The organism is Halomonas garicola (genome assembly GCF_031935715.1).
Taxonomy (GTDB): Bacteria; Pseudomonadota; Gammaproteobacteria; order Pseudomonadales; family Halomonadaceae; genus Vreelandella; species Vreelandella garicola.
Window position 1 is genome coordinate 53,971 of sequence record NZ_JASSZF010000003.1, and the last position, 24,804, is coordinate 78,774.

Annotated in this window: 22 protein-coding genes; 2 read left to right on the forward strand and 20 right to left on the reverse strand. The window is 65.9% G+C overall.

All coding sequences use genetic code 11. From position 1 onward, the window contains the following. Positions 1 to 14: 14 nt before the first annotated feature. Both RS027_RS02050 and cobA read right to left on the reverse strand, forming a co-directional pair. Positions 15 to 1,493, reverse strand: coding sequence for a coiled-coil domain-containing protein (locus tag RS027_RS02050; RefSeq protein ID WP_311953254.1), 1,479 nt, complete (start codon positions 1,491 to 1,493; stop codon positions 15 to 17). A 142-nt stretch (positions 1,494 to 1,635) separates the two neighbouring features. Continuing rightward, the gene (cobA, locus tag RS027_RS02055) at positions 1,636 to 2,487 is read right to left on the reverse strand and encodes a uroporphyrinogen-III C-methyltransferase (RefSeq protein ID WP_311953257.1); all 852 of its coding nucleotides are present in this window, start codon (positions 2,485 to 2,487) and stop codon (positions 1,636 to 1,638) included. 331 nt (positions 2,488 to 2,818) lie between these two features. On the opposite strand from cobA, the gene RS027_RS02060 reads away from it, so the two are divergent. Both RS027_RS02060 and RS027_RS02065 read left to right on the forward strand, forming a co-directional pair. Further along, positions 2,819 to 4,024, forward strand: coding sequence for an amino acid aminotransferase (locus tag RS027_RS02060; RefSeq protein WP_311953260.1), 1,206 nt, complete (start codon positions 2,819 to 2,821; stop codon positions 4,022 to 4,024). Between the two features lie 220 nt (positions 4,025 to 4,244). After that, positions 4,245 to 5,726, forward strand: coding sequence for an NCS2 family permease (locus RS027_RS02065; protein WP_311953263.1), 1,482 nt, complete (start codon positions 4,245 to 4,247; stop codon positions 5,724 to 5,726). On the opposite strand, the gene RS027_RS02070 is transcribed toward RS027_RS02065, so the two are convergent. The 18 genes from RS027_RS02070 to leuC all read right to left on the reverse strand — a co-directional run bounded on the left by RS027_RS02070 (position 5,723) and on the right by leuC (position 24,604). Beyond that, positions 5,723 to 7,024, reverse strand: a complete 1,302-nt coding sequence (locus RS027_RS02070; protein ID WP_311953526.1) for an MATE family efflux transporter — start codon at positions 7,022 to 7,024, stop codon at positions 5,723 to 5,725. The two genes, RS027_RS02065 and RS027_RS02070, sit on opposite strands and share 4 nt — an antisense overlap. A gap of 178 nt (positions 7,025 to 7,202) precedes the next feature. Further along, the gene (locus tag RS027_RS02075; protein ID WP_311953266.1) at positions 7,203 to 7,799 is read right to left on the reverse strand and encodes a YceI family protein; all 597 of its coding nucleotides are present in this window, start codon (positions 7,797 to 7,799) and stop codon (positions 7,203 to 7,205) included. 28 nt (positions 7,800 to 7,827) lie between these two features. Next, on the reverse strand, positions 7,828 to 8,382 hold the full coding sequence (locus RS027_RS02080; RefSeq protein ID WP_311953269.1) for a cytochrome b: 555 nt from the start codon (positions 8,380 to 8,382) through the stop codon (positions 7,828 to 7,830). A gap of 51 nt (positions 8,383 to 8,433) precedes the next feature. Beyond that, positions 8,434 to 9,654: an O-succinylhomoserine sulfhydrylase gene (locus RS027_RS02085; protein WP_311953271.1), complete on the reverse strand. Its 1,221-nt coding sequence runs from the start codon at positions 9,652 to 9,654 to the stop codon at positions 8,434 to 8,436. A gap of 23 nt (positions 9,655 to 9,677) precedes the next feature. Continuing rightward, positions 9,678 to 11,198 carry an amidophosphoribosyltransferase gene (gene purF / locus RS027_RS02090; protein WP_311953273.1) on the reverse strand — a complete coding sequence of 507 codons (1,521 nt, stop codon included), beginning with the start codon at positions 11,196 to 11,198 and terminating at the stop codon, positions 9,678 to 9,680. A 107-nt stretch (positions 11,199 to 11,305) separates the two neighbouring features. Next, positions 11,306 to 11,854, reverse strand: coding sequence for a CvpA family protein (locus RS027_RS02095; protein ID WP_311953276.1), 549 nt, complete (start codon positions 11,852 to 11,854; stop codon positions 11,306 to 11,308). A 3-nt stretch (positions 11,855 to 11,857) separates the two neighbouring features. Continuing rightward, positions 11,858 to 12,508: an SPOR domain-containing protein gene (locus RS027_RS02100; protein ID WP_311953279.1), complete on the reverse strand. Its 651-nt coding sequence runs from the start codon at positions 12,506 to 12,508 to the stop codon at positions 11,858 to 11,860. A 49-nt stretch (positions 12,509 to 12,557) separates the two neighbouring features. Then, positions 12,558 to 13,862, reverse strand: coding sequence for a bifunctional tetrahydrofolate synthase/dihydrofolate synthase (gene folC / locus RS027_RS02105; protein WP_311953284.1), 1,305 nt, complete (start codon positions 13,860 to 13,862; stop codon positions 12,558 to 12,560). Continuing rightward, the gene (accD, locus tag RS027_RS02110) at positions 13,855 to 14,982 is read right to left on the reverse strand and encodes an acetyl-CoA carboxylase, carboxyltransferase subunit beta (RefSeq protein WP_311953288.1); all 1,128 of its coding nucleotides are present in this window, start codon (positions 14,980 to 14,982) and stop codon (positions 13,855 to 13,857) included. Before accD ends, folC begins: the two co-directional genes overlap by 8 nt. An 88-nt stretch (positions 14,983 to 15,070) precedes the next feature. Next, entirely contained in the window at positions 15,071 to 15,907 is an 837-nt protein-coding gene (gene trpA, locus RS027_RS02115; RefSeq protein WP_311953291.1) for a tryptophan synthase subunit alpha, read from the reverse strand. 39 nt (positions 15,908 to 15,946) lie between these two features. Next, positions 15,947 to 17,134, reverse strand: a complete 1,188-nt coding sequence (trpB, locus tag RS027_RS02120) for a tryptophan synthase subunit beta (protein ID WP_311953529.1) — start codon at positions 17,132 to 17,134, stop codon at positions 15,947 to 15,949. A 208-nt stretch (positions 17,135 to 17,342) separates the two neighbouring features. Further along, complete coding sequence (locus RS027_RS02125; RefSeq protein WP_311953294.1) at positions 17,343 to 17,993, reverse strand: phosphoribosylanthranilate isomerase; 651 nt, start codon at positions 17,991 to 17,993, stop codon at positions 17,343 to 17,345. Further along, positions 17,990 to 18,913, reverse strand: coding sequence for a tRNA pseudouridine(38-40) synthase TruA (truA, locus tag RS027_RS02130; protein ID WP_311953298.1), 924 nt, complete (start codon positions 18,911 to 18,913; stop codon positions 17,990 to 17,992). The genes RS027_RS02125 and truA overlap by 4 nt, the downstream gene beginning before the upstream one ends. Positions 18,914 to 18,925: 12 nt before the next feature. Further along, the gene (locus RS027_RS02135) at positions 18,926 to 19,990 is read right to left on the reverse strand and encodes a FimV/HubP family polar landmark protein (RefSeq protein ID WP_311953301.1); all 1,065 of its coding nucleotides are present in this window, start codon (positions 19,988 to 19,990) and stop codon (positions 18,926 to 18,928) included. A 184-nt stretch (positions 19,991 to 20,174) separates the two neighbouring features. Further along, complete coding sequence (gene asd / locus RS027_RS02140) at positions 20,175 to 21,287, reverse strand: aspartate-semialdehyde dehydrogenase (protein WP_311953304.1); 1,113 nt, start codon at positions 21,285 to 21,287, stop codon at positions 20,175 to 20,177. A 79-nt stretch (positions 21,288 to 21,366) separates the two neighbouring features. Continuing rightward, a complete protein-coding gene (gene leuB, locus RS027_RS02145) occupies positions 21,367 to 22,452 on the reverse strand; it encodes a 3-isopropylmalate dehydrogenase (RefSeq protein WP_311953306.1) in 1,086 nt (361 codons plus the stop codon). 35 nt (positions 22,453 to 22,487) lie between these two features. Next, positions 22,488 to 23,135, reverse strand: a complete 648-nt coding sequence (gene leuD / locus RS027_RS02150; protein ID WP_311953309.1) for a 3-isopropylmalate dehydratase small subunit — start codon at positions 23,133 to 23,135, stop codon at positions 22,488 to 22,490. 2 nt (positions 23,136 to 23,137) lie between these two features. Then, the gene (gene leuC, locus RS027_RS02155; RefSeq protein WP_311953311.1) at positions 23,138 to 24,604 is read right to left on the reverse strand and encodes a 3-isopropylmalate dehydratase large subunit; all 1,467 of its coding nucleotides are present in this window, start codon (positions 24,602 to 24,604) and stop codon (positions 23,138 to 23,140) included. Between the last annotated feature and the right edge of the window lie 200 nt (positions 24,605 to 24,804).

Consider the following 24,804-nt stretch of genomic DNA (forward strand, 5'->3'; position numbering starts at 1 on the left):
CCGGCAGCAAGGCTTCAGGCGCTCTTATCCTGCTTGTCGTCGGACGCGTCCTTATCCTGCTTGTCGCTCTTGTCCTGCTTGTCGTCCTTGCCGCTCTTGTCCTGCTTGTCGCCGGCACTGTCCTTCTTATCCTGTTTCTTAGCGTCCTTGCTCTGCTCGTCGCCCTTATCCTGCTTATCGCTCTTGTTCTGCTTCTCGTCGCCTTTGTCCTTGCCGGCGTTATCACCCTTTTCGCCGCCGGCCGCTTCAAAGCTCACGTTTTTGGACTGATCGGCCTGCTTCTTCGAGTCCTGGTCTTTCTTATCGGCGTCTTTCTTATCGCCGTCTTTCTTGTCGGCCTTGTCAGCGCTCTGCTGATCGCCCGACTCGTCGTTGCTGTCGGTTAGCCGCTGTTCCAGCGCGCCCAGGTCGCCGCGCCACTGATCCAGCTGCTTTTGCAGGCTCTCAAGCTGACCCTGGCGCTGGCTGATACCGCTATTGACGCTGTTCAGCTTGTCGCTGCCGCTGGCAAGCGATGAGGTCAGCTCTTTCAGCCGGCTGCGGGTATCCTCGAGCTCCTCGGTACGCTTATCACGCTTCTCTTCCAGGGTATCCACTTCTTTTTGCAGGGTCTGAACATCTTCACGCATGTCGTCGCGCTGCTGAGACAGCTCGTCGCGTTCCCGGGTGACGCTGGCGACTTTCTGGCGCACGTCGTCCAGCTCGCTTTCGGCGCTGTCGATGTCTTCATTCAGGCTCTGCAAGCGTTTCTCGGCCTGCTGGCGCTGCTCGACGGCCTGCTGGCGTTCATCCTCGGCTTTCTGGCGGGCCTTTTCGGCTTTCTGGCGGGCCTCTTCGGCCTCCTGACGCGCCTCTTCGGCTTCGTCGCGCGCCGCTACCGCCTCTTGCTGCGCGGATTTGATCTGCTCTTCCTGCTCGCGAAGCTCGGAAAGCTCCTGCTCGCTGTCACGGACCTTCCCGTTGAGGGAGTCGAGCTTTTGCTGCTGCTCGTCGCGCTCGCTTTGCTGCTCCTTCAGGGTGGCTTCGGCGCTTTCGATCTCGCTACGGGTGTCGGCAAGCGAGGCTTCGGCTTCCTGCTGCTGCTGCTTCAGCGAGTCAATGCGCTCTTCCAGCTCGGCCATGTTGCGCTCGGCTTTTTGTTGCTCGGAGAGCTTGTCGTTGAGCTGGCTGTTTTCCTGCTGGGTATCAGCCAGCTTTTCTTCCAGGCTTTCGATGCGGTCTCCCCGAGAGCCGGCGCTGGACTGGGCAATGATCGCCCAGACCACGGCGATGGCGGCAATGCCGGCAATGGCCTTGACACGATTGTCCTTCATCAGCGCGCCCGCCGACGGCTTGGGCGAGGGCGTGCTGCCGTGCCTGGGCGGCGTGCCCCCGCCGCCGTTACCGCCGCCCTTGCTGCCCTGGGCGCTTTCCGGCTTGCTGTCTTCCGGACGCTTGTCTTTTGAGCTTTCATCTTTCGGACGGTTGTCTTCCGGACGGTTGTCGTCTGCCATGGTGGAGTCCCCCTTCGCGTTGACGCGGTCAAGAAAGCGTGCTGAATGTCGAGTTATCGTTGCTGATTGGCACTATGACGGAATAAACGGCCAGTGCTGAAAGTATCCTACCTTAACAGCATACACGCCGAGGCGCGTCTGGCTACCCAAAGGAGCGCAGCGGTGGCGCAGGGCGCAACGACGCCGAGGGCTTCCCCGGGAGAAAACCGCCGGCGCGCCCGCTTTTAGCATCGAACCAGTCAAGCGTGTGATTCACCCCCACCACCTCGCCGATAATCAACAGCGTCGGCGTTTTGACGGTGCCGGCCAAGTACTCCTCGGGCAGCGCCGCAAGGCGGCCGATATGCACCGCCTGGTCCCGGGTGGTGCCCTGGGACACCAGCGCCAGCGGCGTCGTCGCCGCCAGCCCGTGCGCCCTCAGCGCCGCGCAGATAGTCTCCAGATTGCCAAGGCCCATATAAAACACCAGGGTTTGCCCCGGGCGGGCAAGGGAGGTCCAGTCGAGCTCGCAGCGGCCGCTTTTCACATGCCCGGTGACCAGCCGCACCGACTGGGCGTAGTCGCGGTGGGTCAGCGGAATGCCGGCGTAGCTGGCGCAGCCCGAGGCGGCGGTGATGCCGGGAATCACTTCGACCGGGATGCGCCGGGCCATCAGCGTCTCCAGCTCCTCGCCGCCGCGGCCGAAGATAAAGGGGTCGCCGCCTTTCAGGCGCACCACCGCGTGCCCTTCCAGCGCCCAGTCGACAAGCGCCCGGCTGATGCCCTCCTGGGGCACACTGTGGTGGGAGCACGCCTTGCCTACGTATCGCTTGCGGGCCCCGGCGGGAATAAGAGCCAGCACCTCCTCGCTCACCAGGCGGTCGTGGAGGACGATATCGGCATTCAGCAGACGCTGGTACGCCTTCAGCGTCAAAAGCTCCGGGTCGCCCGGGCCGGCGCCGACCAGGCTGACGCTGCCTCGCGGCTGTCGGGAAATACGGTCTAGCAAAGCCACACGGCACCTCGGTCAGTCATGGCAGGCCGTTGACGCCCGGGCTGAAGGGGCGGGCGTCAACGGCGGACAAAAAGACGATCAGCGGGCAACATAGCGAACTTTCAGGATCACAAAAAGAAATAAATAATTAACTATTAATTCATTAATGGAATATAAAGCGCCGCAATCGACACCGCCCCAGTGGCAGAGCCGGCAGCGGAATGGCATGATGAAGGGTTCACGAGGTTCGCGCTTTGGCGTAAGCGCGGCGCCTGCGGGTTTCGTCTACGCCAAAGCTACTTCACTGACTTATTCCCTTACTTAGCCGCCAGACAATGAGGAACCCCGATCCATGTTCGAACGTATTGAGCGAGTCCCCGGCGATGCCATTCTCGGGCTGATCCAAGCTTTCAAGGAAGACACCAACCCGCAGAAAGTCGACCTGGGCGTCGGCGTCTACCGCGACGCCGGAGGCAACACGCCGGTCATGCGGGCAGTGAAGGAAGCCGAAGCTCGCCTGCTCAAAAATGAGTCGACCAAGACCTACATCGGCTCCCACGGCTCGGCGGCCTACGGCGACGCCGTGCTGCCGCTGGTGCTGGGCGCCGATTCCCCGGTGCTGGAAGCCGGCCGCGCCAGCGCCACCCAGTCCCCCGGCGGTACCGGCGCGCTGCGCCTGGCGGCGGACTTCATCGCCGGCGAGCTTCCGGGCAGAGGCATCTGGGTCAGCGACCCGACCTGGCCCAACCACCACGGCATTTTCACCGCCGCGGGCATTGCCTTGCACAAGTACCCTTACGTGGACGCCGATAACCGTCTGGATTTCGACGGCATGCTGGCCGCCTTCAACAAGATTCCCGAAGGCGACGTCGTGGTGCTCCACGCCTGCTGCCACAACCCCACCGGCTTTGACCTCTCTGCCGAGCAGTGGCAGGACGTGCTCGAGGTGGTGCGCGAGCGCAACCTGCTGCCGCTGATCGACTTCGCCTACCAGGGCTTCGGCCAGGGGCTCGACGAAGACGCCTACGGCGTGCGCCTGTTGGCCGAGCAGCTCGACGAAGTGCTCATCACCAGCTCCTGTTCGAAAAACTTCGGCATCTATAACGAGCGCACCGGCTGCCTGATCGCCGTGGCCAAGGACGCCGAGCAGATGGAAAACGTGCGCTCGCAGTTTGCCGTGGTCGCCCGGGAGAACTACTCCAACCCGCCGGCCCACGGCAGCGCGATCGTCGGCGAGATCCTCCACGACCCCGAACTGGCCGCCGCCTGGCGCGACGAGCTGACCGAGATGCGCGATCGCGTCAACGGCCTGCGCCAGGACTTCGTCAAGGCGCTCGAGCCCTACGGCCTGGCCGAAAAATACGCCTGCGTGGGCGAGCAGCGCGGCATGTTCTCCTATACCGGCCTGACGCCGGATCAGGTCGACCGCCTGCGCGACGAGTTCGGCATCTACATGGTGCGCTCGGGGCGGGCCAACGTGGCCGGCTTCTCCCAGGAGAACCTACCTTATATCACCCGGGCCATTGCCGTGGTCAACGACGTCAAGGTCGACGACTGAGCGCACCGCGCTTATCTGACGCTACCCCCGCAAGACGCCCGATCGTGCCCCGCACGGCCGGGCGTCTTGCTGCAAAATCCGCCGGCAGCGTGTACAATCCGCGGCTTCGCCGCCAGAGCCCTGGGGCGCCCGCGCGGCGTCCCGCGTTCACGCTGCGCTTGACCAATCAGTCAATATCCGCCGCGTAACGCTCAACCCAAGCGCTATCAAGAGGCTTATCATGGCGGCTGCCGGCTCCCACCTTCACTATCCCTGGTATAAAAAAGAAGATACCGACGCGTTTTTTGCGCTGTTTCAGAACAACATCGCCAACTTCGTGGTCATTGCCATTTCCATGCTGGGCATGGGCTTTCCTGCCTCCATCGTCTATGGCCAGGTGCTGCCCGGCGCCGCCGTGGCGGTCATGGTGGGCAACTTCTACTACGCCTTTACCGCCGCTCGCCTTGCCCGGCGGGAAAACCGCACCGACGTCACCGCGCTGTCCTACGGCATTTCCACCCCGGTGATGTTCGTGTTTCTGTTCGGCGTGCTGCTGCCGGCCAAGCAGCTCACCGGCGACGCCGATCTCGCCTGGAAAGTCGCCGTGGCGGCGTGCTTTATCAGCGGCGCCATCGAGGCGGCCATCAGCCTGGTAGGCCGCTGGGTGCAGTATCACCTGCCCCGGGCGGCCATGCTCGGCGCGGTAGCCGGGGTGGCGCTGACCTTCATCGCCGGCGAAATGCTGTTCAAGACGCTGGAAGTTCCGGTGGTGGGGCTGGTGGTGCTGGCGCTGATCCTCGTCGGGCTGGTGGCCCGGGTAAGCATGCCCTTGCGCATTCCTACCTCGCTGTTTGCGATCATCCTCGGCACACTTCTGGCCTATCTGATCGGCGCTACCGACGACGGCAAGTTCAGCGACGCCTTTACCTACATCGGGTTTTATCCGCTGCTGCCAAGCCTTGCCTGGCTTGACGGCCTGGGACTGCTCGCTACCGGCATGCTGAGTATCCTCACCGTGGTGCTGCCGATCACCCTTTATAACGCCATCGAAACCATGAACAACGTCGAGGCCATGGAAGCGGCCGGCGACAAGTACGACGTGCGCGAGTGCCAGGCCGTGGACGGCGCGGGCACCATGATCGGCGCACTGTTTGGCGGGGTGTTCCCGACCACGGTGTACATCGCCACCGTCGGCGCCAAGTGGATGGGCGCCGGGCGCGGCTACAGCCTGCTCAACGGCGCGGTCTACGCCCTGGCCACCATGTTTGGCCTGATTGCCGCGCTGGCCGCGGTGATTCCGGTCTCGGTGGTCGCGCCGATCCTTGTGTTTGTTGGGGTCTCGATGATCGCCACCGCGTTTCAGACCAACGATACCCGCTACTACCCGGCCGTGGCCCTTGCCATGCTGCCCTACTTTGCCAACTACCTGGTGACGCGCTTCAACCGCGACGCCGGCGACGTGGTCAGCGGCATTTCCGGCGCCATCGAGGCCATGGGCCAAGGGTCGATGTTCATGGCGATTTTTCTCGGCGCCATGGCGGTCTCGGTGATCGATCACCAGTTCCGCCGGGCGGCGGCCTTTGCCGTGCTGGCCGCGGGCTTCTCCTTTGTGGGGCTGATGCACGCCCCGGCGCTGGCGTTCAGCGCCGCGCCGGACTTCGTCGTGGGCTATCTGGCCATGGCCGCGCTGTTTGTCTACTTCGCGCTTCAGCAGCGCCGCTAGGCCTCTCCCGCCTGCGCCTCCCCGGAAGACGCGCGCAGGCGGGCCCCGACCATACGCCGAAGCAGCCGCCAGGCCGTGAATCCGGCCAGGACGTTACCCAGCGCCGCCCCTAGCGCCAGCCCGGCCCAGCCGCCAAGCTGCATTCCCACCCACAGGCAGGGCAGATAGCAAATAAAGAGCCGCACCCCGGACATCAGCATCGACCACAGCGGGAAGCCCAGCGCATTCCCCGCCGAAACGACCAGCATGCACACGCCGAGAGCGGCGTAGCTTGGCAGCAGAAAGCGGATCAACAGCGCAAGCTCCTGCTGCACGTCGGGCTGGCCGGCAAGCGCCAGCGCGACCCAGTGAGCGGCCAGTGCCATGCAAAGCCCCAGCGCCAGCTGCCAGGCGACCGCCACCTTCAGGGCCAGGCGCATCAGCCGCTTTATCTGCTCCCAGTCGCCGGCGCCGTAGCAGCGCCCGAGCCACGGCGGCAGCGACATGGTCAGGGCAAGAATGGCCATGAGCGAAAGCGTCTCCAGGCGGCTGGCAAGCCCCCAGGCGGCAACAAAGGAGTCGCCAAGCGAGGCAACCACGGCCACCGCCAGCATGGCGGAAAGCGGCGGCATCAGCTGGCTGACCATGGCCGGGCCGGCGATGCCAACAAAGGGCCTGAGCGATCGCCGGGCCTCGCCGCCCAGGCCCACCCGCGTCAGCCAGCGCTTGTGGGCCAGCCGGCGGGCGGTGACGCCGCCCCCGACGCCAAAGGCGATGACGCTGGCCAAGGCAGCCCCCGGCAGCCCCAGCCCGCCCCAGGGGCCAGCGCCGAAAATCAGCAGCGGGTCCAGCGCTAGGTTAACCAGGCTGGTAAGGAGCATCATGTTGCCGGGCAGCCGAGTATTGCCGTGGGCGCGGAACACGCTGTAGGAAAAGTACGCCAGTGCCCCGAGCCAGCCCGCCAGCAGCTGCATCGGCCAGTAGCGGGCGATGTAGGCAAGCGCGGTGTCGTTCGCGCCCAGAGCGATGAAAACGGGCCGCTGGCCAAGCCACAGCGCCACAGCCATCACGCCGATAATGGCGCTGCCGATCATCAGCACCAGGGTGCTCAGGCGCCTGGCCCGCTCGCGCTCGCCGGCGCCCAACGCCCGGGAAATCAGCGCGGCAATGGCAATGCCGATGCCCACCTGCACGCCGATGATCAAAAACGACAGCGGAAAAGTAAACGACTGCGCCGCCAGCGGCGCGGTGCCCAGCCGGGCGATAAAGGCGCTGTCCACCAGCTGAAAGCCCAGCAGCGACAGGGCTCCGATGGCCATGGGCCAGGTTTGCTGCCACAGCTGTTTGCCCAGCGTTGCCTGCTGCGTTTCTGCCACAATCGTCTCCCGTGCTAAAAATTTGTTCCGTGATAAAACTCTTTCTCGTGATAAAACCCTGGCTCCAACGTAAAACGCCACCGCCTCGGGCAAGGCGGTGGCGTTTCAGGCGTCCGGGGTGTTACTGGCGAACGCCCTCAAAGGTCACGTACAGCTCGAGCTCGCGCATGGGTTCGGGAAACTCGCTCATGTCGATGCCGAACTCGGACGGCACCAGGATGGTGGAGCCTTCGAAGCCCGCGCGGTAGCCGCCCCAGGGGTCTTCGCCCTCGCCCACCAGCGTGACCGGCATCTCGATGGTTTGGGTTTCGCCGTGCAGCGTCAGCTCGCCGGTGATCACGCCGGCGTCGTCGCCGTCGGGCTCAAAGCCGGTGGACTCGAAGGTTGCCGTAGGATAGGCATCGGCGTCGAGAAAATCGTCGCTCAGAATATGGCGATCGCGCTCGGCGTGGTTGGAGTTGAGGCTTGCTACTTCCACCTCGAACTCGACGGCGGCGTCTTCTAGGCTCTCGGGATCGTAGTCGAACTCGCCGCTGAACGTTTCAAAGTTGCCAAGTAGGTACGAATAGCCCAGATGGCTGATCTTGAACTGGACAAAGGCGTGCTGGCCTTCGGTATCCACCTTGTAGGTATCGGCCTGGGCCTGGCTGAAAGGCAGCAGCGCTGCGGTCACGGCCGTGGCCGTAGCGGTCTTCTTGAGCGTATCGACTGTCAACATCCTGTTTTCTCCTTGCAGGGATACCGTATTATTGGCGCCTGGCGTATTTGGCGCTGAGCATGCGCACAAGCGTCAGGCGCTTGTCCCACCAGTGGTGGCGCAGCGCGGCCAGGGCGTGCCCCGCCGCCAGCGCCAGTAACGTAAGAGCGCTATACCAGTGAATGGTTCCGGCGATGTCTGCCTGATTGGCAAAGCCGTAGACGGTCGCCGGCACCTCGAACCAGCCAAATACGTCGATGCCGCTGCCCTTGGCGGTGGATATCAGGTAGCCGCTGACCAGCACGCCGAGCAACGCCAGATACAAAAGCCAGTGGCCAAGGCGTGCCGCGACGGCCTCGAAACGGCTGCCTTCGGCCCGGGGCGTAGGCTGACAAAGCCGCCAGACCAGCCGGCCGACGGTAGCCAGCAGCAGCAGCATGCCCGCCGAGCGGTGTAGCCACGGCGCCTTGTTATACCAGGCGTCGTAGTAGCCAAGATCGGTCATCCACCAGCCCAGGGCAAAGAGCCCGATAATGGCCAGCGCGCTCAGCCAGTGCAGCGCGATGCTCATCCAGCCCCAGCCGCTTCGCGTATTTTGCCACATCTCTGCCTTCCTCCCGCTGCCGCCTTCAGCCTGGCGCCGCGCCGTGCGCGCTCAGGCGTTATCCCTGGCCAGGGCGTCCAGCCCCCGGGCAAGGTCCGTGCGGATATCGGCCAGGCTTTCGAGCCCCACCGACACGCGCAGAAGCCCCGGGGTAATCCCCGTGGCCTGCATCTGCGTCTCGGAGAGGCGCCCGTGGGTGGTGCTCGCCGGATGCGTAATCGTGGACTTGACGTCGCCCAGGTTACCGGTAATCGAAATCAGCCGGGTGGCGTCGATCACCTGCCAGGCGCCCTCCTGGCCGCCCCTGACCTCAAACCCCAGCACCGCGCCGAAGCCCGACTGCTGGCGCGCCGCCAGGGCGTGCTGAGGGTGGTTTTCAAGGCCGCTGTAGTGAACCTTCGTCACCGCCGGATGCTCATCCAGCCACTCGGCCAGGCGGGCGGCGTTATCGCAGTGGGCGCGCATCCTCAGCCCCAGGGTTTCCAGCCCCTTGGTAAAGATCCAGGCGTTGAACGGGCTCATGCAGGGGCCCGCGGTGCGCACCGCACCGAACACGCCTTCGAGCAGGTCGTGGCCACCGACCACTGCACCGCCCACGGCGCGACCCTGGCCGTCGAGGTACTTGGTCGCCGAATGGATCACCAGGTCCGCGCCCAGCTCGAGCGGACGCTGCAGCGCCGGGGTCAGAAAGCAGTTGTCGATGGCAAGCCAGGCGTCGTGGCGGTGGGCTATCGCGGCAAGCGCGGCGATATCGGCGACTTCAGAGAGCGGGTTGGACGGCGTTTCGGCGAAAAGCAGCCGTGTCGCCGGCGTGATCGCCGCCTCCCAGGCGTCGAGATCGGAAAGCTCGACGTAGCGGGTGACGATGCCGAACCTGGCCAGATACTTGTCCAGCAGGCTTACCGTGGAACCGAACAGCGAGCGCGAGGCGACGATTTCATCGCCGGCGGACAGCAGCGCCAGCGCCGTGCACAGGATGGCCGCCATGCCGGAGCTGGTGGCCACGCAGCGCTCGCCCCCTTCCATGGCCGCCAGGCGCCTTTCGAAGGTGTTGACCGTGGGGTTGGTAAAGCGCGAGTAGATGTTGCCCGGCTCGTCGCCGCTGAACTTGCGCGCCGCCTCGGCGGCGCTTTGGTAGACAAAGCTCGAGGTAGGGAAAATCGGCTCGGCGTGCTCCTGCTCCATGGTGCGGTCGTGGCCGGCGCGGATGGCCAGTGTCTCCCGCGACCAGGGCGCCTCGTATGAATCGTCGCGGCGTGAATCATCGTGCATAGCGGCTTCCCGGTAGTGTCGTGTCAGTCGTCCAGATCGTCGTCCTGGTTGTGCATGCCGACCAGCGCGTGGTCCCCGGCGCTTTCGTCCATGGCGGCGTCGTGGCGGCTGGCTTCCAGGGCGTCCAGGTAGGCCGCGTCAATGTCGCCGGTTACGTAGTTGCCGTCAAATACCGAGCAGTCGAACTCCTCGAGCGCCGGGTTGACCTCGCGGCAGGCGGCTTTCAGGTCGTCCAGGTCCTGGTAGATGATGCGGTCGGCGCCGATCAGCTCACCGACTTCGGCCTCGGTACGGCCGTGGGCGATGAGCTCGCTGGCCGCGGGCATGTCGATGCCGTAAACGTTGGGGTAGCGCACCGGCGGCGCCGCCGAGGCAAAGTAGACGTTGCGCGCGCCGGCGTCCCGGGCCATCTGGATAATCTGCTGGCAGGTGGTGCCGCGCACGATGGAGTCGTCCACCAGCAGCACGTTCTTGTCCTTGAACTCGACGTCGATGGCGTTGAGCTTCTGGCGCACGGATTTTTTCCGCTGGGTCTGACCCGGCATGATGAAGGTGCGCCCGATATAGCGGTTCTTCATGAAACCTTCGCGGTAGGTCACGCCCAGGTGCTGGGCCATTTCCAGCGCCGAGGTGCGCGAGGTGTCGGGAATGGGGATGACCACGTCGATGTCGTGGTCGGGCCATTCGCTGAGCACCCGGTCGCCGAGCTTGCGCCCCATGTGCATGCGCGTGCCGTAGACGTAGGCGCCGTCGAGAATCGAGTCCGGACGCGCCAGGTAGACGTGTTCGAAAATACACGAGCGCAGCCGCGGGCGGTCGGCGCATACCTGGGTATGCACCTGACCCTCCATGTCCACGAACACCGCCTCGCCGGGGGCCAGATCGCGCTCAAGCTCAAAGCCGCCGACGTCAAGCGCCACGGACTCCGAGGCCACCATGACTTCCTGCTTGCCGCCTTCAGTGCGCGTGCCGAACACCACCGGGCGAATGCCGTTAGGGTCGCGAAACGCCACCATGCCCACGCCGTTGATGACGGCTACCGCGGCATAGCCGCCGTTGCAGCGCCGGTGCACCCGGCGCACGGCATCAAAGACGTCTTCGGCTTCAAGGTACAATCCCTGCTTGCCAAGCTCGTGGGCAAAGACGTTGAGCAGCACTTCGGAGTCCGAGCTTGTGTTAATGTGGCGCAGATCGGTGGAAAACAGCTCCTGCTTGAGCCGGTCAGAGTTGGTCAGGTTGCCGTTGTGCGCAAGCGCAATGCCGTAGGGCGAGTTGACGTAGAACGGCTGGGACTCCGCTTCGCTCGACGACCCTGCCGTGGGGTAGCGCACGTGACCGATCCCCAGATTGCCCTTGAGCCTGGCCATGTGGCGAGTATGAAAGACATCGCGCACCAGCCCGTTGCTCTTGCGCAACAAAAAGCGTCCTTCGCTCCAGGTCATCATCCCGGCTGCGTCCTGGCCCCGGTGCTGAAGCACGGTCAGGGCGTCGTAAATGGCCTGGTTGACCGCCTGGGTGGCCATGAGGCCGACGATACCGCACATGCTTTATACCTCGTTTTGTCGCGACTTGCCGAGGAGGCGTAAGCCATTGGAATTCGTGAACGCCCGACGCCTGGCTGCAGGCCGGGCTGGTAGCGTGCCGGCGCGGCTCAGGAAGCCTCGCGCCGGTGAAAGTCCGGCAGCGGAATATCCCTGATTGATTCCGGCGCCGGGGGCAGCGTTGGGTCCCACTGCTCGAGCTGGCCGAGCGCCCAGCCGCGCAGCTGTTCAAAGGTCGGGCGCAGCGCGGCCTCCTGCCAGGCGTCCAGCGCCTCCAGCGGCGTGAGCGTCAAAAGCACCGTGGCTACCAGCAGCACGGCGGTGCCGCGCACCAGGCCGAAGGCCGCCCCGGCCAGGCGGTTGAGAAAGCCCATCCCCACCCACTCGATCGCCGCGTGCAGCAGACGGATGACGATGCCGCCCAGCAGAATCACAATGAGCACCACCAGCACGAACCCCAGCACCAGGCGCGCATCGAAGCTATCAATCCAGCCGGCCAGCCGCTCGGCCACGGGCTCGGCCAGCGCCCGCGCCGCCATGAGCGCCGTCACCCAAACCGCCAGGCCCAGCGCTTCGCGCACCAGCCCGCGAACCAGGCCGGCGAGCACGGAGAGCGCCAGCACGGCGAGAAACAGCACGTCGATCCAGGTCAGCGCCACGGCTCAGTCTCGCACCCGGATCAGCAGCCCCTGCTGGTTGGCGCGCTCCTTGATCAGCGAGCGGGCCTGCTCGCCGTCCTCGGAGCTAGCGTAGGGCCCCACGAGCACGGTGGTCAGATCGTTGTCCCGGGCGCGGGTGTAAACGCTGAAGCCCTCGCCTTCGAGCTCTTTTTTCAGCCGGCTGGCGTTTTCCGCCTTGCCGAAGCTGCCCACCTGGACCGCCCATTCGCCGCCCTCGGCCGCTTTGGGCGCCCCGCCGCCCTGCACCATATCGGCAATGGGATCGCTTTTGTCCGCGGCCGCCGAGTCATCGTCGTCCGACCCGGCCTCATCCGAGGATATCGTCGGCGGCTCGACCACGGCTTCCCCGCCGGTATCCGGCGCCTTGTCGTCCGCTTTCCCGGTAGCGCTGTCGAGCGGAACGGCGTTGGCGACGGCGTCTTCGTCGATCTCATCGGCCGCGTCGATGGAGCCCGGCTTCTGCGGCGCCGGCACCTCGTGGCGGGGCACGTCCGCGGGCTGCTCGACGTCGAAGGACGGCTGTAGCGGCTCGTCGCGGGGCGCCGGCTCGCTCATCAGCCAGGGCACGATGATCGCCGCCAGCGCCAGCAGGATAACAATGCCGCTGATACGCTCGGTCTTGCCGTATTTCATAGGTGTATCCTCTAGCAGATCGGCCCCTGCCGGGCCGCTCGCGCGGCGCTCAGGCGCTGCCGTCAAAGCGTGGCGTGGCCAGCAGCGCGCCTACGGTAAAAAACGAGCCGGCGACGAGCACGATGTCGTCGTCGGCCAGCTGCTCGTCGAGCCACTCGGCGCCGGCCTCGGGCGACGCCGCGCAGTGCCGCACGCGCCCGCCCCCGGCCACGACGTCCGCCGCCAGCGCCTGGGCATCGCGCCCCCGGGGGCCGTCAAGGCTTACGCATACCCAGTCGCTGATCGCCGGCGCCAGCGCCGCAATCACCCCGGCGGCGTCCTTGTCGTCGAGCATGCCCAGCAGGCACCAGCGCCGCCCTGGCGCTGCCCGCGCGGCCAGGCGGCCGGCGACGTAGGCGGCGGCGTGGGGATTATGGCCCACGTCCAGGCACCACTGGCCGTGCCACTGCATGCGCCCGGGCAGGCTAACCTGCGCAAGGGCCCGGCGGAGCGCGGTCGGGTCGAGGTCGATCCCGGCAAGCGCCAGCGCCTGTAGCGCGGTGGCGGCGTTGTCCAGCGGCAGACCGGGGTCGGGCAGGGCCGCAAGCGAAGGCCCCGCCTCGCGGTGAAACGCCCAGCCATCGGGGGTCAGCGGCGTACGCGAAAACGCCTTGCCCAGCGCATAAACCGGCGCTTGCCGCTCGGCGGCGGCCTCTGCGACGCTTTCCGGCAGAGCGTCGCTGCCCAGCACCGCCGGGCGCCCGGCGCGGAAAATGCCGGCTTTCTCCCGGCCGATATGCGCTATGTCATTTCCCAGAAAGCCGGCGTGATCCCGGGCGATCGTGGTAACCACGGCGACGTCGGCGTCGATGATGTTCACCGCGTCCAGCCGGCCGCCCAGGCCCACTTCCAGCACCAGCAGGTCAAGCTCGGCATGCACCAGGCACCACAGGGCGCAGAGCGTGCCGGCTTCAAAATAGGTGAGGCTGACTGCGGGCGCGACGGCGCGGGCCTTCTCCACCTCGACAAAACCCGCCACCAGCTGGGCGTCGCCTGCCGGCTCGCCGTCGATGATGACGCGCTCGTTGTAGCGCACCAGATGCGGCGAAGTGTACATACCCACGCGCCGGCCGTGGCCGTGCGCGAGGCTTGCCAGCATGGCCGCGGTAGAGCCCTTGCCGTTGGTGCCGGCAACGGTGATCACCTGCGGCGGGTGGCCGCCCGTCAAGCGGCCGCGCTGAACAAGCCCCAGGCGCGCGGCCACCGCGCGCACGCGATCCAGGCCCATGTCGATGCCGGTGGGGTGCAGCCGCTCCCACCAGGCAAGCCACTCGGCAAGCGAGGCGGACGGCGATGGTGGCGAAGCGTCAGGCATCCCGGGGCTTGTCGCCGTTGTCGTCGTTATCACCGCTGTCGTCGGGCGTGTCGGCCTCGTCGGGCGCCTTGCCGTCCGCTTCGCGACGCGAAGCGTCAGCGGTTTGATCGCCGTCGGCCGTCTCCTCCGGCTCCGGGCGCGTCTCCGCCTCGTCGGAGTCGGCCGCGCGTTCGCCGGTTGCGGCCGGCGGCTCGTCGGCGAGAACCTCTTCATCACCTACCGGCGGCGCTACCGGCGCGCCTTCGTCGGGCAGCGCCTGGGACGCGGGCTGGTGCGTCAGCTTGCGCAGCATGCCGGAAAGCCGAGTGCGCATGTCGTGGCGATGCACGATCATGTCGATGGCGCCGTGCTCGAGCAAAAACTCGCTGCGCTGGAAGCCTTCGGGCAGGTTTTCGCGCACGGTCTGCTCGATGACCCGGGGGCCGGCAAAGCCGATCAGCGCGTTGGGCTCGGCGACGTTCAAATCACCGAGCATGGCAAGCGAAGCCGAGACGCCGCCGAAGACCGGGTCGGTGAGCACCGAGAAGTACGGCACGCCGGCCTCTTTCAGGCGCTCGAGCGCGGCCGAAGTCTTGGCCATCTGCATCAGCGAAAAAAGCGCTTCCTGCATCCGCGCCCCGCCGGAGGCGGCAAAGCAGATCAGCGGCAGGCCTTCTTCCCGGGCCAGGGTCGCCGCGCGGGCGAACTTTTCGCCGACCACAGCGCCCATGGAGCCGCCCATGAAGGTGAACTCAAACGCCACGGCGACGACCGGCATGCCGTCCAGCCGGCCGCGCATGGCGATCAGCGCATCTTTCTCGCCGGTGGTTTTCTGCGCCGCGGTCAGGCGGTCGCGGTATTTCTTGGAGTCGCGGAACTTCAGCCGGTCGACCGGCTGCACCTCGGTGGCAAGCTCTTCGCGGTCGTCCTTGTCCAGAAACCAGTCCAGCCGCTTGCGCGCGGTCAGGCGCAGGTGGTGGTCGCACTTGGGACACACGCTGTGGAGCTTTTCAAGCTCGGGCAGATAGAGGACGGCGTCGCACTTGGGGCACTTGCGCCAAAGACCGTCGGGCACGCTGGCACGGCGGTCTTTACGCTGGATTCGCCCCATCGAGGGCACAATTTTGTCTAGCCAGCTCATATCACAAAGGCTTCCGTTATACGTTTATGCCCGGCGGGGCCAGGCCTGAAGGTTGGCGTGAAGCACGCACGTAATACAAAAGGTGGCATCAGCGCGGCGCATCGGCAAGGTCCGGCGCGGCCACCGCGTCCATGGCCCGGCGCATGTCGCCGAGCACGGCTTTCAAGGCGTCGGGAATCGCCTCGGGCGTGGTCGCGTTGTCGGCAATCCGGTTAACCAGCGCGCTGCCGGCGATAACGCCGTCTGCGACCCTGGCGACTTCGGCGGCGGTGGCTCCGTCGCGGATGCCAAAGCCCACGCACAGCGGCAGATCGGTCAGCTCGCGAAGCGGCGCCAGGTGCTCGGCGACGTCCTCGGCGTTGAGCGTCGCCGAGCCGGTGACGCCCTTGAGCGAGACGTAGTAGAGGTAGCCTTCGCCGTGGGCACAGATCGTGGCGGCGCGCTCCCGGGAGGTCGTTGGCGCCACCAGGAAAATCGCCGCCACGCCGTTGGCCTTCAGCAGCGGCGCGAGCTCGTCGGCCTCTTCCGGCGGCATATCCACGGTGAGCACGCCGTCCACCCCGGCCTCGGCCGCCCGGCGGGCAAAGGCCTCGTAGCCGATGCGCTCGATGGGGTTGAGATAGCCCATGAGCACCACCGGCGTGGCGGTGTCGGTGCGGCGAAACTCGGCGACCATGTCCAGCAGGTCGACCAGCCGGGTGCCGGCCGCCAGCGCCCGCTCGCAGGCTTTCTGGATCACAGGGCCGTCGGCCATGGGGTCGGAAAACGGCACGCCCAGCTCCACGACGTCGGCGCCGGCTTCCACCAGCGCGTGCATGAAACCCACGGTATAGCGCGGCGCGGGGTCACCGGCGGTAATGAACGGGATCAGCGCGCGGCGCCCCTGCTGCTTGAGTTCGCTGAATCGTTGATCGATACGGTTCATGGCTATCCCTTGAAAAACGGGCTCTGGAAAAGCGGGCTTTTAAAATTCGATGCCGTCGAGCTTGGCGACCGTCATGATGTCCTTGTCGCCGCGGCCGGAAAGGTTGACCACAATGTGCTGGTCGGGCCGCATGGTTGGCGCCATGATCTTGGCCTGGGCCAGCGCGTGGGCGGACTCCAGCGCCGGCATGATGCCTTCCATGTGGGTCAGCTCGCGAAACGCTTCGAGCACGGCGTCGTCGTTGGCGGCCACGTAGTTGACCCGCCCGACGTCTTTCCACAGCGCGTGCTCGGGGCCCACGCCCGGGTAGTCGAGCCCGGCGGAAATCGAGTGGGTGTCGGCCACCTGGCCGGCCTCGTCGGACATCAGGTAGGTGCGGTTGCCGTGGAGCACGCCGCGCGGCGCCCCGGACGACAGCGGTGCGGCGTGGCGGCCGGTAGCAACGCCGTCGCCGCCGGCTTCCACGCCGTACATGGCGACGTCTTCGTCTTCGACAAAGGGATAGAAAAGCCCCAGAGCGTTGGAGCCGCCGCCTACGCAGGCGATCAGCGCATCGGGCAGCCGGCCGATCTGCTCAAGCGACTGGCGGCGCGCCTCGCGCCCCACGACCGAGTTGAAGTCGCGCACCAGCAGCGGGTAAGGGTGCGGGCCGGCCACGGTGCCGATGATGTAGAAGGTGTCGTCGACGTTGGTCACCCAGTCGCGCAGCGCCTCGTTCATGGCGTCCTTGAGCGTTTTGGTACCCGATTCCACGGGGATAACTCGGGCGCCCAGCAGGCGCATGCGGTAGACGTTGAGCTTCTGGCGCTCGACGTCGGTGGCGCCCATGTAGACGTCGCACTCAAGGCCCAGCCGGGCGGCAACGGTTGCCGTGGCAACGCCGTGTTGGCCGGCGCCGGTCTCGGCGATGACCCGGGGTTTGCCGCTTTTCTTGGCCAAAAGCGCCTGGCCGATGGTGTTATTCACCTTGTGCGCGCCGGTGTGGTTCAAATCTTCGCGCTTGAGCCAGATCTGCGCGCCGCCCAGGGCGTTGGACCAGCGCTCGGCGTGATAGAGCGGCGAGGGCCGGCCCACGTAATGGGCCAGGTCGTGGTCAAACTCTGCCTGGAAGGCCGGGTCGTTACGCAGGCCGGCGTAGGTTTTTTCCAGGTCTTCCAGGGCAAAGCTCAGGGTTTCGGAGACGAAGCGGCCGCCGTAGGGGCCGAAATGGCCGCGGGCATCCGGCATCCCGGTAAGCTCGCTGAATCGGGGTTGATCGGCGCCGGACGAGCCAGCGCTAGACTGGGTAGCGCCGGGCTGAGTAGCAGAGACGGTCACGGGTGCACCTCACAAAAAACGCCAAGAGTTAAGCCATCCATACCCCGGACGGGAGCAATGCTGGCTGCCATTATTGGACCGGTAAACGCGCAGCGGGGTTCCTCGCCGCGCATCAACGTTACGGGGCCGCCTTCCGCACACGATCCGCCGCCGCTACCCGCTCCACAAACGCCGCCATTCTCGCCGGGTCCTTGCGGCCGGGAGCGGCCTCGATGCCGCCGGAAACGTCCACCGCGTGGGGCGCTACCCGGCGGACCGCGCGGCCGATATTATCAGGCGTCAGGCCACCGGCGAGGATAACAGGTTTTGAAAGCGTAGCGGGAATTCTCGACCAGTCAAAGACCTCCCCCGTGCCGCCCGGCACCCCCGGCCGGTAGGCGTCCAGCAGCAGCGCCGAAGCGCCCCGGTAGCGCTCGGCTTCGCGGTGCAGATCAACGCCGTCGCGCATGCGCAGCGCCTTGATCCAGGCCGTGGCATAGCCCGCGCAGTCGGCGGGCGGCTCGCTGCCGTGAAACTGCAGCATATCGAGATAAGGGGCGCACTGCTCGACCAGGTCGGGGTCGGCATCCACAAACAGCCCCACTCGGGTAACAAAGGCCGGCACCTCGGCGGCAAGGGCCGCAAGCGTTGCCGCGTCGATGGCGCGCTTGCTCTGCGGCCACATGACAAAGCCCAGGGCGTCGACGCCAAGCGCCACCGCCCGGGCGATATCGGCCCGGCGGGTTAGCCCGCAAAACTTGATCCGGGTGCGTGAAGGCGCCGGGGTCATGTGGCGCCCTCCTCGACCGCCCGGCGCGGGCGTCCCCGGCGCAGGCGCACCATGCGCGAGTCAGGGATAGGCCGCTCGCCGGTCCATTCACCGGTGGAAAGCAAAAGCCCCGGCCCCAGCGGCTCCCGGGGCAGCGCAAAGGCGTCGTCGTAGCGCACATCGACAAAGTGCAGGCCCCGGGCCGGCGCGGTCACGTCGCCCTGCTGGCGGTCTTTCAAGGCTAGCAGCCGGCCCAGATACGCCTCGTCCCGGGCGCCGCGACCGACGCTTGTCAGCGCGCCGGCGACATTACGGATCATGTGGTGCAAAAAGGCGTTGCCCTGGATGTCGATCACCACCAGCGGGCCGTGGCGTTTGACCTCGAGAAAGTGCATGTGCCGCCAGGGCGTTTTCGACCGGCAGCCGGCAGCGCGAAAGCTGGAAAAATCGTTCTCGCCCACCAGCGCCTGGGCCGCCCGATGCATGGCGTCGGCGTCCAGCGGATCGCGGCACCAGGTGACGTTGGCGCGCTCGAGCACCGGAGGGTTGAGCTGGTTGATCAGCACGTAACGGTAGCGCCGCGCCAGCGCGCTCAGGCGCGAGTGGAAATCGTCGGGTACTGACGTTACCCAGTGTACGGCGATGTCCCGGGGGAGATTGGCGTTGGCGCCGAACACCCAGCCCTTCTCACTGCGCGATGCCGGCGCGTCAAAGTGAATGATCTGGCGGGTGGCGTGAACGCCGGAGTCGGTGCGGCCGCTGGCGTGAACCTGTACCGGGGCATTGGCCACTCGGCTCAGGGCATGCTCCAGCGTCCCCTGGATCGAGGCGGCGTGGCTCAGGCGCTGAAAGCCGCAGTAGCCGCTGCCGTCGTACTCGATACCCATGGCGAGCCGCCCGGTAAGCGGCGTGCTTTCATCAAAGCGGTCAAACAGCGTCATCACTTGCCACAATCAATAGGAAGAAGAAGACGTATTATCCTGACTCGACGGCTTGAATGCTACCTCTTCGCCGCGCGGCGAGGCGTCTTCGTAGGCGCTGAACTCGTCAACGTCACGACCTGAGCGCCGCCGGTAGCGCCACAGCGCCACCAGCGCCACCAGCAGCAGCGCGCCCCCCGCTAGCGGCCAGCGGTACTCGGCGGCAAGGCTCGCCATGCCGCGCCGGGCAACGGCGAATTCGCTAGCCGGCGCCACCGCATCGTCCGTCGCGCCGTTTGCCGACCGCTCCTCGTCCGCGGCTGCCCGGTAGCCCGACGTGCCTTCCTGCACCTCCTGGCGCGCCAGCTCCACTTCCTGAAGCGCTAGCTCCTCGGTCAGCCGGGAAAGCTCCGACTCCAGCCGGGACACTTCTTCAAGCAGCCGGTCGCGCTGGCCAATAGCGCGCTCAAGGCGAGCCTTGAGCGCGTCGAGCTCGCCTCCTGCCCCGTCCTGGGCGAACTCCTGGCCAAGCTCCCGGACCTCGGCAAGCACGCTCTGGTCGAGCGCCCCGAGCCCGGCTACCGCCTTTTCCGGCTCGAGCGACAGCGCCTCGCCGGCCTCCAGGCTAAGCGCCGGGGGCTGGTCTTGCGCGTTTTGATCTAAAGCGGCTTGCGCCCGGTTCTCCGGCGGGCCCAGCGGCACGTGCACCGGCCCTTCCGGCCCGCGGATGCGCCAGGCAATATTCATGTAATCGATGGTTTTTTCCGCCTGGGCCTTGCTGCGGCGGAGCATGCGCTCGACGTCCGGCACTCTGAGTTCGGTGTCGGCTGACATGGCGTTGATGTTGCCGCTGGGAAAGGCCTCGGGATTGGCCTCGACCAGCGCCAGCATGACCTGCTCGACGCTTGCCGCCTCGGGCCTGACGCGCTCGGCCACGTGCCACAGGGCATCGCCGCTGCTGACGTAGGTGGTAGCGGGCGGGGTGCGCTGCGCTGGGTCGTCGGCGCCGGCGGCATCCTGCCCGCTTTCTTCGGCATGGGCCAGCGGACCGGCAAGCGATACGGCAAGCAACACAGCCAGCGCGGATGGTAATTTCATGAGCCCCTGGTTCCCCCGGTTACAGCGCGCCGGGTCAGCCACGCCGGCCCGACGCCCCTGTCTCGTTTCCCTCATACCCTGCCGGCGTATCGGCCCGGCGGCACCCACAACAGGGCCATTCACAACATAGTAATAAAAAACGGGCGCCGGCTTCAGCGCCCGTTGACGATGGTGATCGCCTATTTTACTGCTCGCGCAGGATCTTCAGCATCCGCTTGAGCGGCTCGGCAGCACCCCACAAAAGCTGGTCGCCGGCGCTGAAGGCGGACAGGTATTCGCCGCCCATGGCCAGCTTGCGCAGCCGCCCGACCGGCACCTGCAGCGTGCCGGTGACCGCCGCCGGGGTGAGCTGGTCGATGGAGGCGTCTTTCTCGTTGGGCACGACGCTCACCCAGTCGTTGTGCTTCGCCAGGCGGTCTTCGATTTCGTCAAGCGGCACGTCCTGCTTGAGCTTGATGGTAAACGCCTGGCTGTGGGAGCGCATGGTGCCCACGCGCACACAGATGCCGTCGATGGGCACGGGGTTATTTTCCAGGCCGAGAATCTTGTTGGACTCGGCACCACCCTTCCACTCTTCGCGGCTCTGGCCGTTGTCGAGCTTGCTGTCGATCCACGGCAAGAGACTTCCCGCCAGCGGCGCGCCGAAGTTATCGGTGGGAAAGTCGCCGCCGCGCATGGCCGCGGTGACCTTGCGGTCGATGTCGAGGATCGCGCTGGAGGTGTCCTTAAGCTCTTCGCCGACGCTATCGCGCAGCCCACCCATCTGGTTGAGCAGCTCGCGCATGTGCTTGGCGCCGGAGCCGGACGCCGCCTGATAGGTCATGGAGGTCATCCACTCGATCATGTCGGCTTCAAACAGCCCGCCAAGGCCCATGAGCATCAGGCTGACGGTGCAGTTGCCGCCGACGAACGTCTTCGCCCCGCGCGCCAGCTGGGCGTCGATGACGGCGCGGTTGACCGGATCCAGTACGATAGTGGCGTCGTCGTCCATGCGCAGAGCGCTGGCGGCGTCGAGCCAGTAGCCGTTCCAGCCGCCGCGGCGAAGGTCAGCGTAGACCTGCTTGGTGTAGTCGCCGCCCTGGGTGGTCACAATGACGTCGAGCGCCTTGAGCTCGTCCAGATCAAAGGCGTCTTTCAACGCGGGGACGTCAGCGCCGATGTCCGGCCCCGGCTGGCCGACCTGGGAGGTGGTGAAAAACCGCGGCTCGATGCCGTTGAAATCACCGCCTTCGAGCATCCGCTGCATCAGCACGGAGCCGACCATGCCGCGCCACCCCACAAAACCGACTTTCAACATGACAAGTCCTCCGGAAAAAATGTGCCCCCCATTATACACAATTGCGCGGCGCGTTTATCACCCGGCCCCGAGAACGACGTCAGGCTAAGCGACGGGAAAAGGCCTCGAGTACGGCATCGCCCATGGCGTCGGTGCCAACGGCCTCTTCGCTGTCGGCGGCGATGTCGGCGGTGCGCAGGCCGTCGTCAAGCACCTGACCCACCGCCGCCTCGATACGCCGAGCCATGGCGTTTTCGTCAAGCGAATAGCGCAGCATCATGGCAACCGAGAGCATCATCGCCAGAGGGTTGGCCATGTTCTTGCCGGCGATGTCCGGCGCGCTGCCGTGGCAGGGTTCAAACATGCCCTGGCCGGACTCGTTCAGCGAGGCCGAGGGCAGCATGCCGATGGAGCCGGTGAGCATGGCCGCGGCGTCGGAGAGGATATCGCCGAACATGTTGCCGGTGACCACTACGTCAAACTGCTTGGGCGCGCGCACCAGCTGCATGGCGGCGTTGTCCACGTACATATGCGAAAGCTCGACGTCGGGGTACTCCGGCGCCAGGCGCTCCATGACCTCGCGCCACAGCATGGTGACCTCGAGCACGTTGGCCTTGTCCACCGAGCACAGCTTTTTGCCGCGCTTTTGCGCCATGGCAAACGCTACCCGGCCGATGCGCTCGATCTCCGCCTCACCGTAGACGTAGGTGTTATAGCCCACGCGCTGGCCGTCGCGCTCTTCAATCCCCCGGGGCTTGCCGAAGTAGATGCCGCCGGTGAGCTCGCGCACGATCATGATATCCAGCCCCGAGACCAGCTCGGGCTTGAGGCTTGAGGCGCCGGCAAGCTGCGGATACAGCAGCGCCGGACGCAGGTTGCCAAAAAGCCCCAGATGCTTACGCAGGCCCAAAAGCCCCTGCTCCGGACGCTTGGAACGATCCTCCAGCGCGTCCCACCTGGGGCCGCCCACCGCGCCCAGCAGTACCGCGTCGGCGGCTTTGGCTTTCTCCAGCGTGGCTGCCGGCAGCGGCTCGCCGTGGGCGTCGAAGGCTGCCCCGCCCACCGGCGCTTCGTCGACGTCGATGTCAAGCCCGGCCTTTTGGCAGGCGTCAAGCAGACGCGCCGCCTGGGCGATAATTTCCGGGCCGATGCCGTCGCCCGGGAGTAAAAGTACCTTGCGTGTCATGCAAACTCCTTGTTTTGTGTCGACGCCGGCGGTCATCAGGCGCTATCGCGGAACAGCCAGGGCCGGCGGGCGCGGTGGCCGGCCTCGAACTCGCGGATGGCGTCTTCGTCCTTGAGGGTAATGCCGATGTCGTCGAGGCCTTCGAGCAGGCACTGCTTGCGAAACGCGTCCACGGCAAACCCGATACGCTCGCCTTCCGGGGTGATCACCTGCTGGTTTTCCAGGTCCACGTCCAGGGCGTAGCCTTCAGTGGCCTCGACGGCCTTGAACAGGCGGTCCACGGTATCTTCGTCGAGCTCGATCAGCAAAAGGCCGTTCTTGAAGGCGTTGTTGTAGAAGATGTCGGCAAAGCTCGGCGCAATCACCGCGCGAAAGCCAAAGTCCTCGAGCGCCCAGGGCGCGTGCTCCCGAGAGCTGCCGCAGCCGAAGTTGCGCCGGGCGAGCAGCACTTCGGCGTTTTGGTAGCGCGGCCGGTTGAGGACGAAATCCGGATTGAGCGGCCGCTTAGAGCAGTCCTGGCCCGGATAGCCCTCATCCAGATAGCGCAGCTCGTCGAACAGGTTGACGCCGAAGCCGGTGCGCTTGATCGACTTCAAAAACTGCTTGGGGATGATCAGGTCGGTATCGACGTTGGCGCGGTCGAGCGGGGCGACCACGCCGTCAAAGCGGGTAAACTGTTTCATGTTCAGGCCTTTTGCGCGTGGAGGTCATCGTTGGCGGGCAGGCGGCGCACGTCGACAAGACGTACATCAACAAAGTGGCCGGCAATGGCGGCGGCGGCGGCCATGGCCGGACTCACCAGATGGGTGCGGCCGCCGTAGCCCTGACGCCCTTCGAAATTGCGGTTGGAGGTCGAGGCGCAGTGCTCGCCGGCGCCGAGCTTGTCGGCGTTCATCGCCAGGCACATGGAGCAGCCCGGCTCGCGCCACTCAAAGCCCGCCTCGATAAAGACCTTGTCGAGCCCTTCTTCCTCGGCCTGGCGCTTCACCAGCCCCGAGCCCGGCACCACCATGGCGAGCATGATGCTGTCGGCCACCTTCTGGCCTTTCGCCACGGCGGCGGCTTCGCGCAGGTCTTCAATGCGCGAGTTGGTGCAGGAGCCGATGAACACCTTGTCCAGACGAATGTCAGTAATCTTCTGGTTGGGCGCAAGCCCCATGTACTCAAGCGCCCGAGCGTGGCTGGTGGCCACGGTGTCGTCTGCGGCCCTGGCGGGGTCGGGTACCTGACCGGAAATGCCGGTGACCATCTCGGGGCTGGTGCCCCAGCTGACCTGGGGCTCGATCTCGGCGGCGTCAATCGTCACCACCTTGTCGAACTCGGCGTCGGGGTCGGAGACCAGGTTGCGCCAGTCGGCAACGGCGGCGTCCCACTGCTCGCCTTCGGGCGAGTACGGCCGGTTGCCGATATAGTCGATGGCGGTATCGTCAACGGCAATCATGCCCACCCGAGCGCCGGCTTCGATGGCCATGTTGCATACCGTCATGCGCCCTTCCATGGAGAGCCCTTCGATGGCGCTGCCGGCAAACTCGATGGCATGCCCGGTGCCGCCGGCGGTGCCGATGCGGCCGATAATCGCCAGCACCACGTCCTTGGCGGTAACGCCTGTGCTAAGCGTGCCCTCCACGCGCACCTGCATGTTCTTCATCTTCTGGGTGAGCAGGCACTGGGTGGCCAGCACGTGCTCGACTTCGGAGGTGCCGATGCCGTGGGCCAGGGCGCCAAAGGCGCCGTGGGTGGCAGTGTGGGAGTCGCCGCAGACCACGGTCATGCCCGGAAGCGTGGCGCCCTGCTCGGGGCCGATAACGTGAACGATGCCCTGGCGCGGGTCGTTGATGCCAAACTGGGCAATGCCGTATTCGCTGCAGTTGTCGTCCAGGGTTTGTACCTGGATCAGCGATACCGGATCCTTGATGCCCTTGTTGCCCTCGGCGCGCTCGGCAACGGTGGTGGGCACGTTATGATCGGCGGTGGCCAGGTTGGCATCCAGCCGCCACGGCTTGCGCCCGGCCAGGCGCAGCCCTTCAAAGGCCTGGGGCGAGGTGACTTCGTGGAGCATGTGGCGGTCGATGTAGATCAGCGCGGTGCCGTCGTCGCGCTGCTTGACCAGATGCTGCTCCCAGAGTTTGTCGTAAAGCGTTTGCGCTGCCATGTTGTCTCCCGGGCCGCTGCCCTGCGTTGCGCGGATTACCGGCGTCACGGGGCGTGGTCGCTTGCGGTAATCGCATGTTGCTAAGCTGTGCGGGTAATAAGCTGTGCTGATAATAAATAGGCTGTGCTGGTAATCCGTTGTGCTGGAAATAGTGTTGCCCGCCGTGAAGATAAATGCAATTCATGTTATTTATGGTTTGG

Coding starts and splice junctions, on each gene's coding strand:
- RS027_RS02050 (WP_311953254.1), bottom strand. CDS start 1,493: ATGGCAGACGACAACCGTCCGGAAGACAACCGTCCGAAAGATGAAAGC.
- RS027_RS02060 (WP_311953260.1), top strand. CDS start 2,819: ATGTTCGAACGTATTGAGCGAGTCCCCGGCGATGCCATTCTCGGGCTG.
- RS027_RS02065 (WP_311953263.1), top strand. CDS start 4,245: ATGGCGGCTGCCGGCTCCCACCTTCACTATCCCTGGTATAAAAAAGAA.
- RS027_RS02070 (WP_311953526.1), bottom strand. CDS start 7,024: ATGGCCATCGGAGCCCTGTCGCTGCTGGGCTTTCAGCTGGTGGACAGC.
- RS027_RS02075 (WP_311953266.1), bottom strand. CDS start 7,799: ATGTTGACAGTCGATACGCTCAAGAAGACCGCTACGGCCACGGCCGTG.
- RS027_RS02080 (WP_311953269.1), bottom strand. CDS start 8,382: ATGTGGCAAAATACGCGAAGCGGCTGGGGCTGGATGAGCATCGCGCTG.
- RS027_RS02085 (WP_311953271.1), bottom strand. CDS start 9,654: ATGCACGATGATTCACGCCGCGACGATTCATACGAGGCGCCCTGGTCG.
- purF (WP_311953273.1), bottom strand. CDS start 11,198: ATGTGCGGTATCGTCGGCCTCATGGCCACCCAGGCGGTCAACCAGGCC.
- RS027_RS02100 (WP_311953279.1), bottom strand. CDS start 12,508: ATGAAATACGGCAAGACCGAGCGTATCAGCGGCATTGTTATCCTGCTG.
- folC (WP_311953284.1), bottom strand. CDS start 13,862: ATGCCTGACGCTTCGCCACCATCGCCGTCCGCCTCGCTTGCCGAGTGG.
- accD (WP_311953288.1), bottom strand. CDS start 14,982: ATGAGCTGGCTAGACAAAATTGTGCCCTCGATGGGGCGAATCCAGCGT.
- trpA (WP_311953291.1), bottom strand. CDS start 15,907: ATGAACCGTATCGATCAACGATTCAGCGAACTCAAGCAGCAGGGGCGC.
- trpB (WP_311953529.1), bottom strand. CDS start 17,134: ATGCCGGATGCCCGCGGCCATTTCGGCCCCTACGGCGGCCGCTTCGTC.
- RS027_RS02125 (WP_311953294.1), bottom strand. CDS start 17,993: ATGACCCCGGCGCCTTCACGCACCCGGATCAAGTTTTGCGGGCTAACC.
- truA (WP_311953298.1), bottom strand. CDS start 18,913: ATGACGCTGTTTGACCGCTTTGATGAAAGCACGCCGCTTACCGGGCGG.
- RS027_RS02135 (WP_311953301.1), bottom strand. CDS start 19,990: ATGAAATTACCATCCGCGCTGGCTGTGTTGCTTGCCGTATCGCTTGCC.
- asd (WP_311953304.1), bottom strand. CDS start 21,287: ATGTTGAAAGTCGGTTTTGTGGGGTGGCGCGGCATGGTCGGCTCCGTG.
- leuB (WP_311953306.1), bottom strand. CDS start 22,452: ATGACACGCAAGGTACTTTTACTCCCGGGCGACGGCATCGGCCCGGAA.
- leuD (WP_311953309.1), bottom strand. CDS start 23,135: ATGAAACAGTTTACCCGCTTTGACGGCGTGGTCGCCCCGCTCGACCGC.
- leuC (WP_311953311.1), bottom strand. CDS start 24,604: ATGGCAGCGCAAACGCTTTACGACAAACTCTGGGAGCAGCATCTGGTC.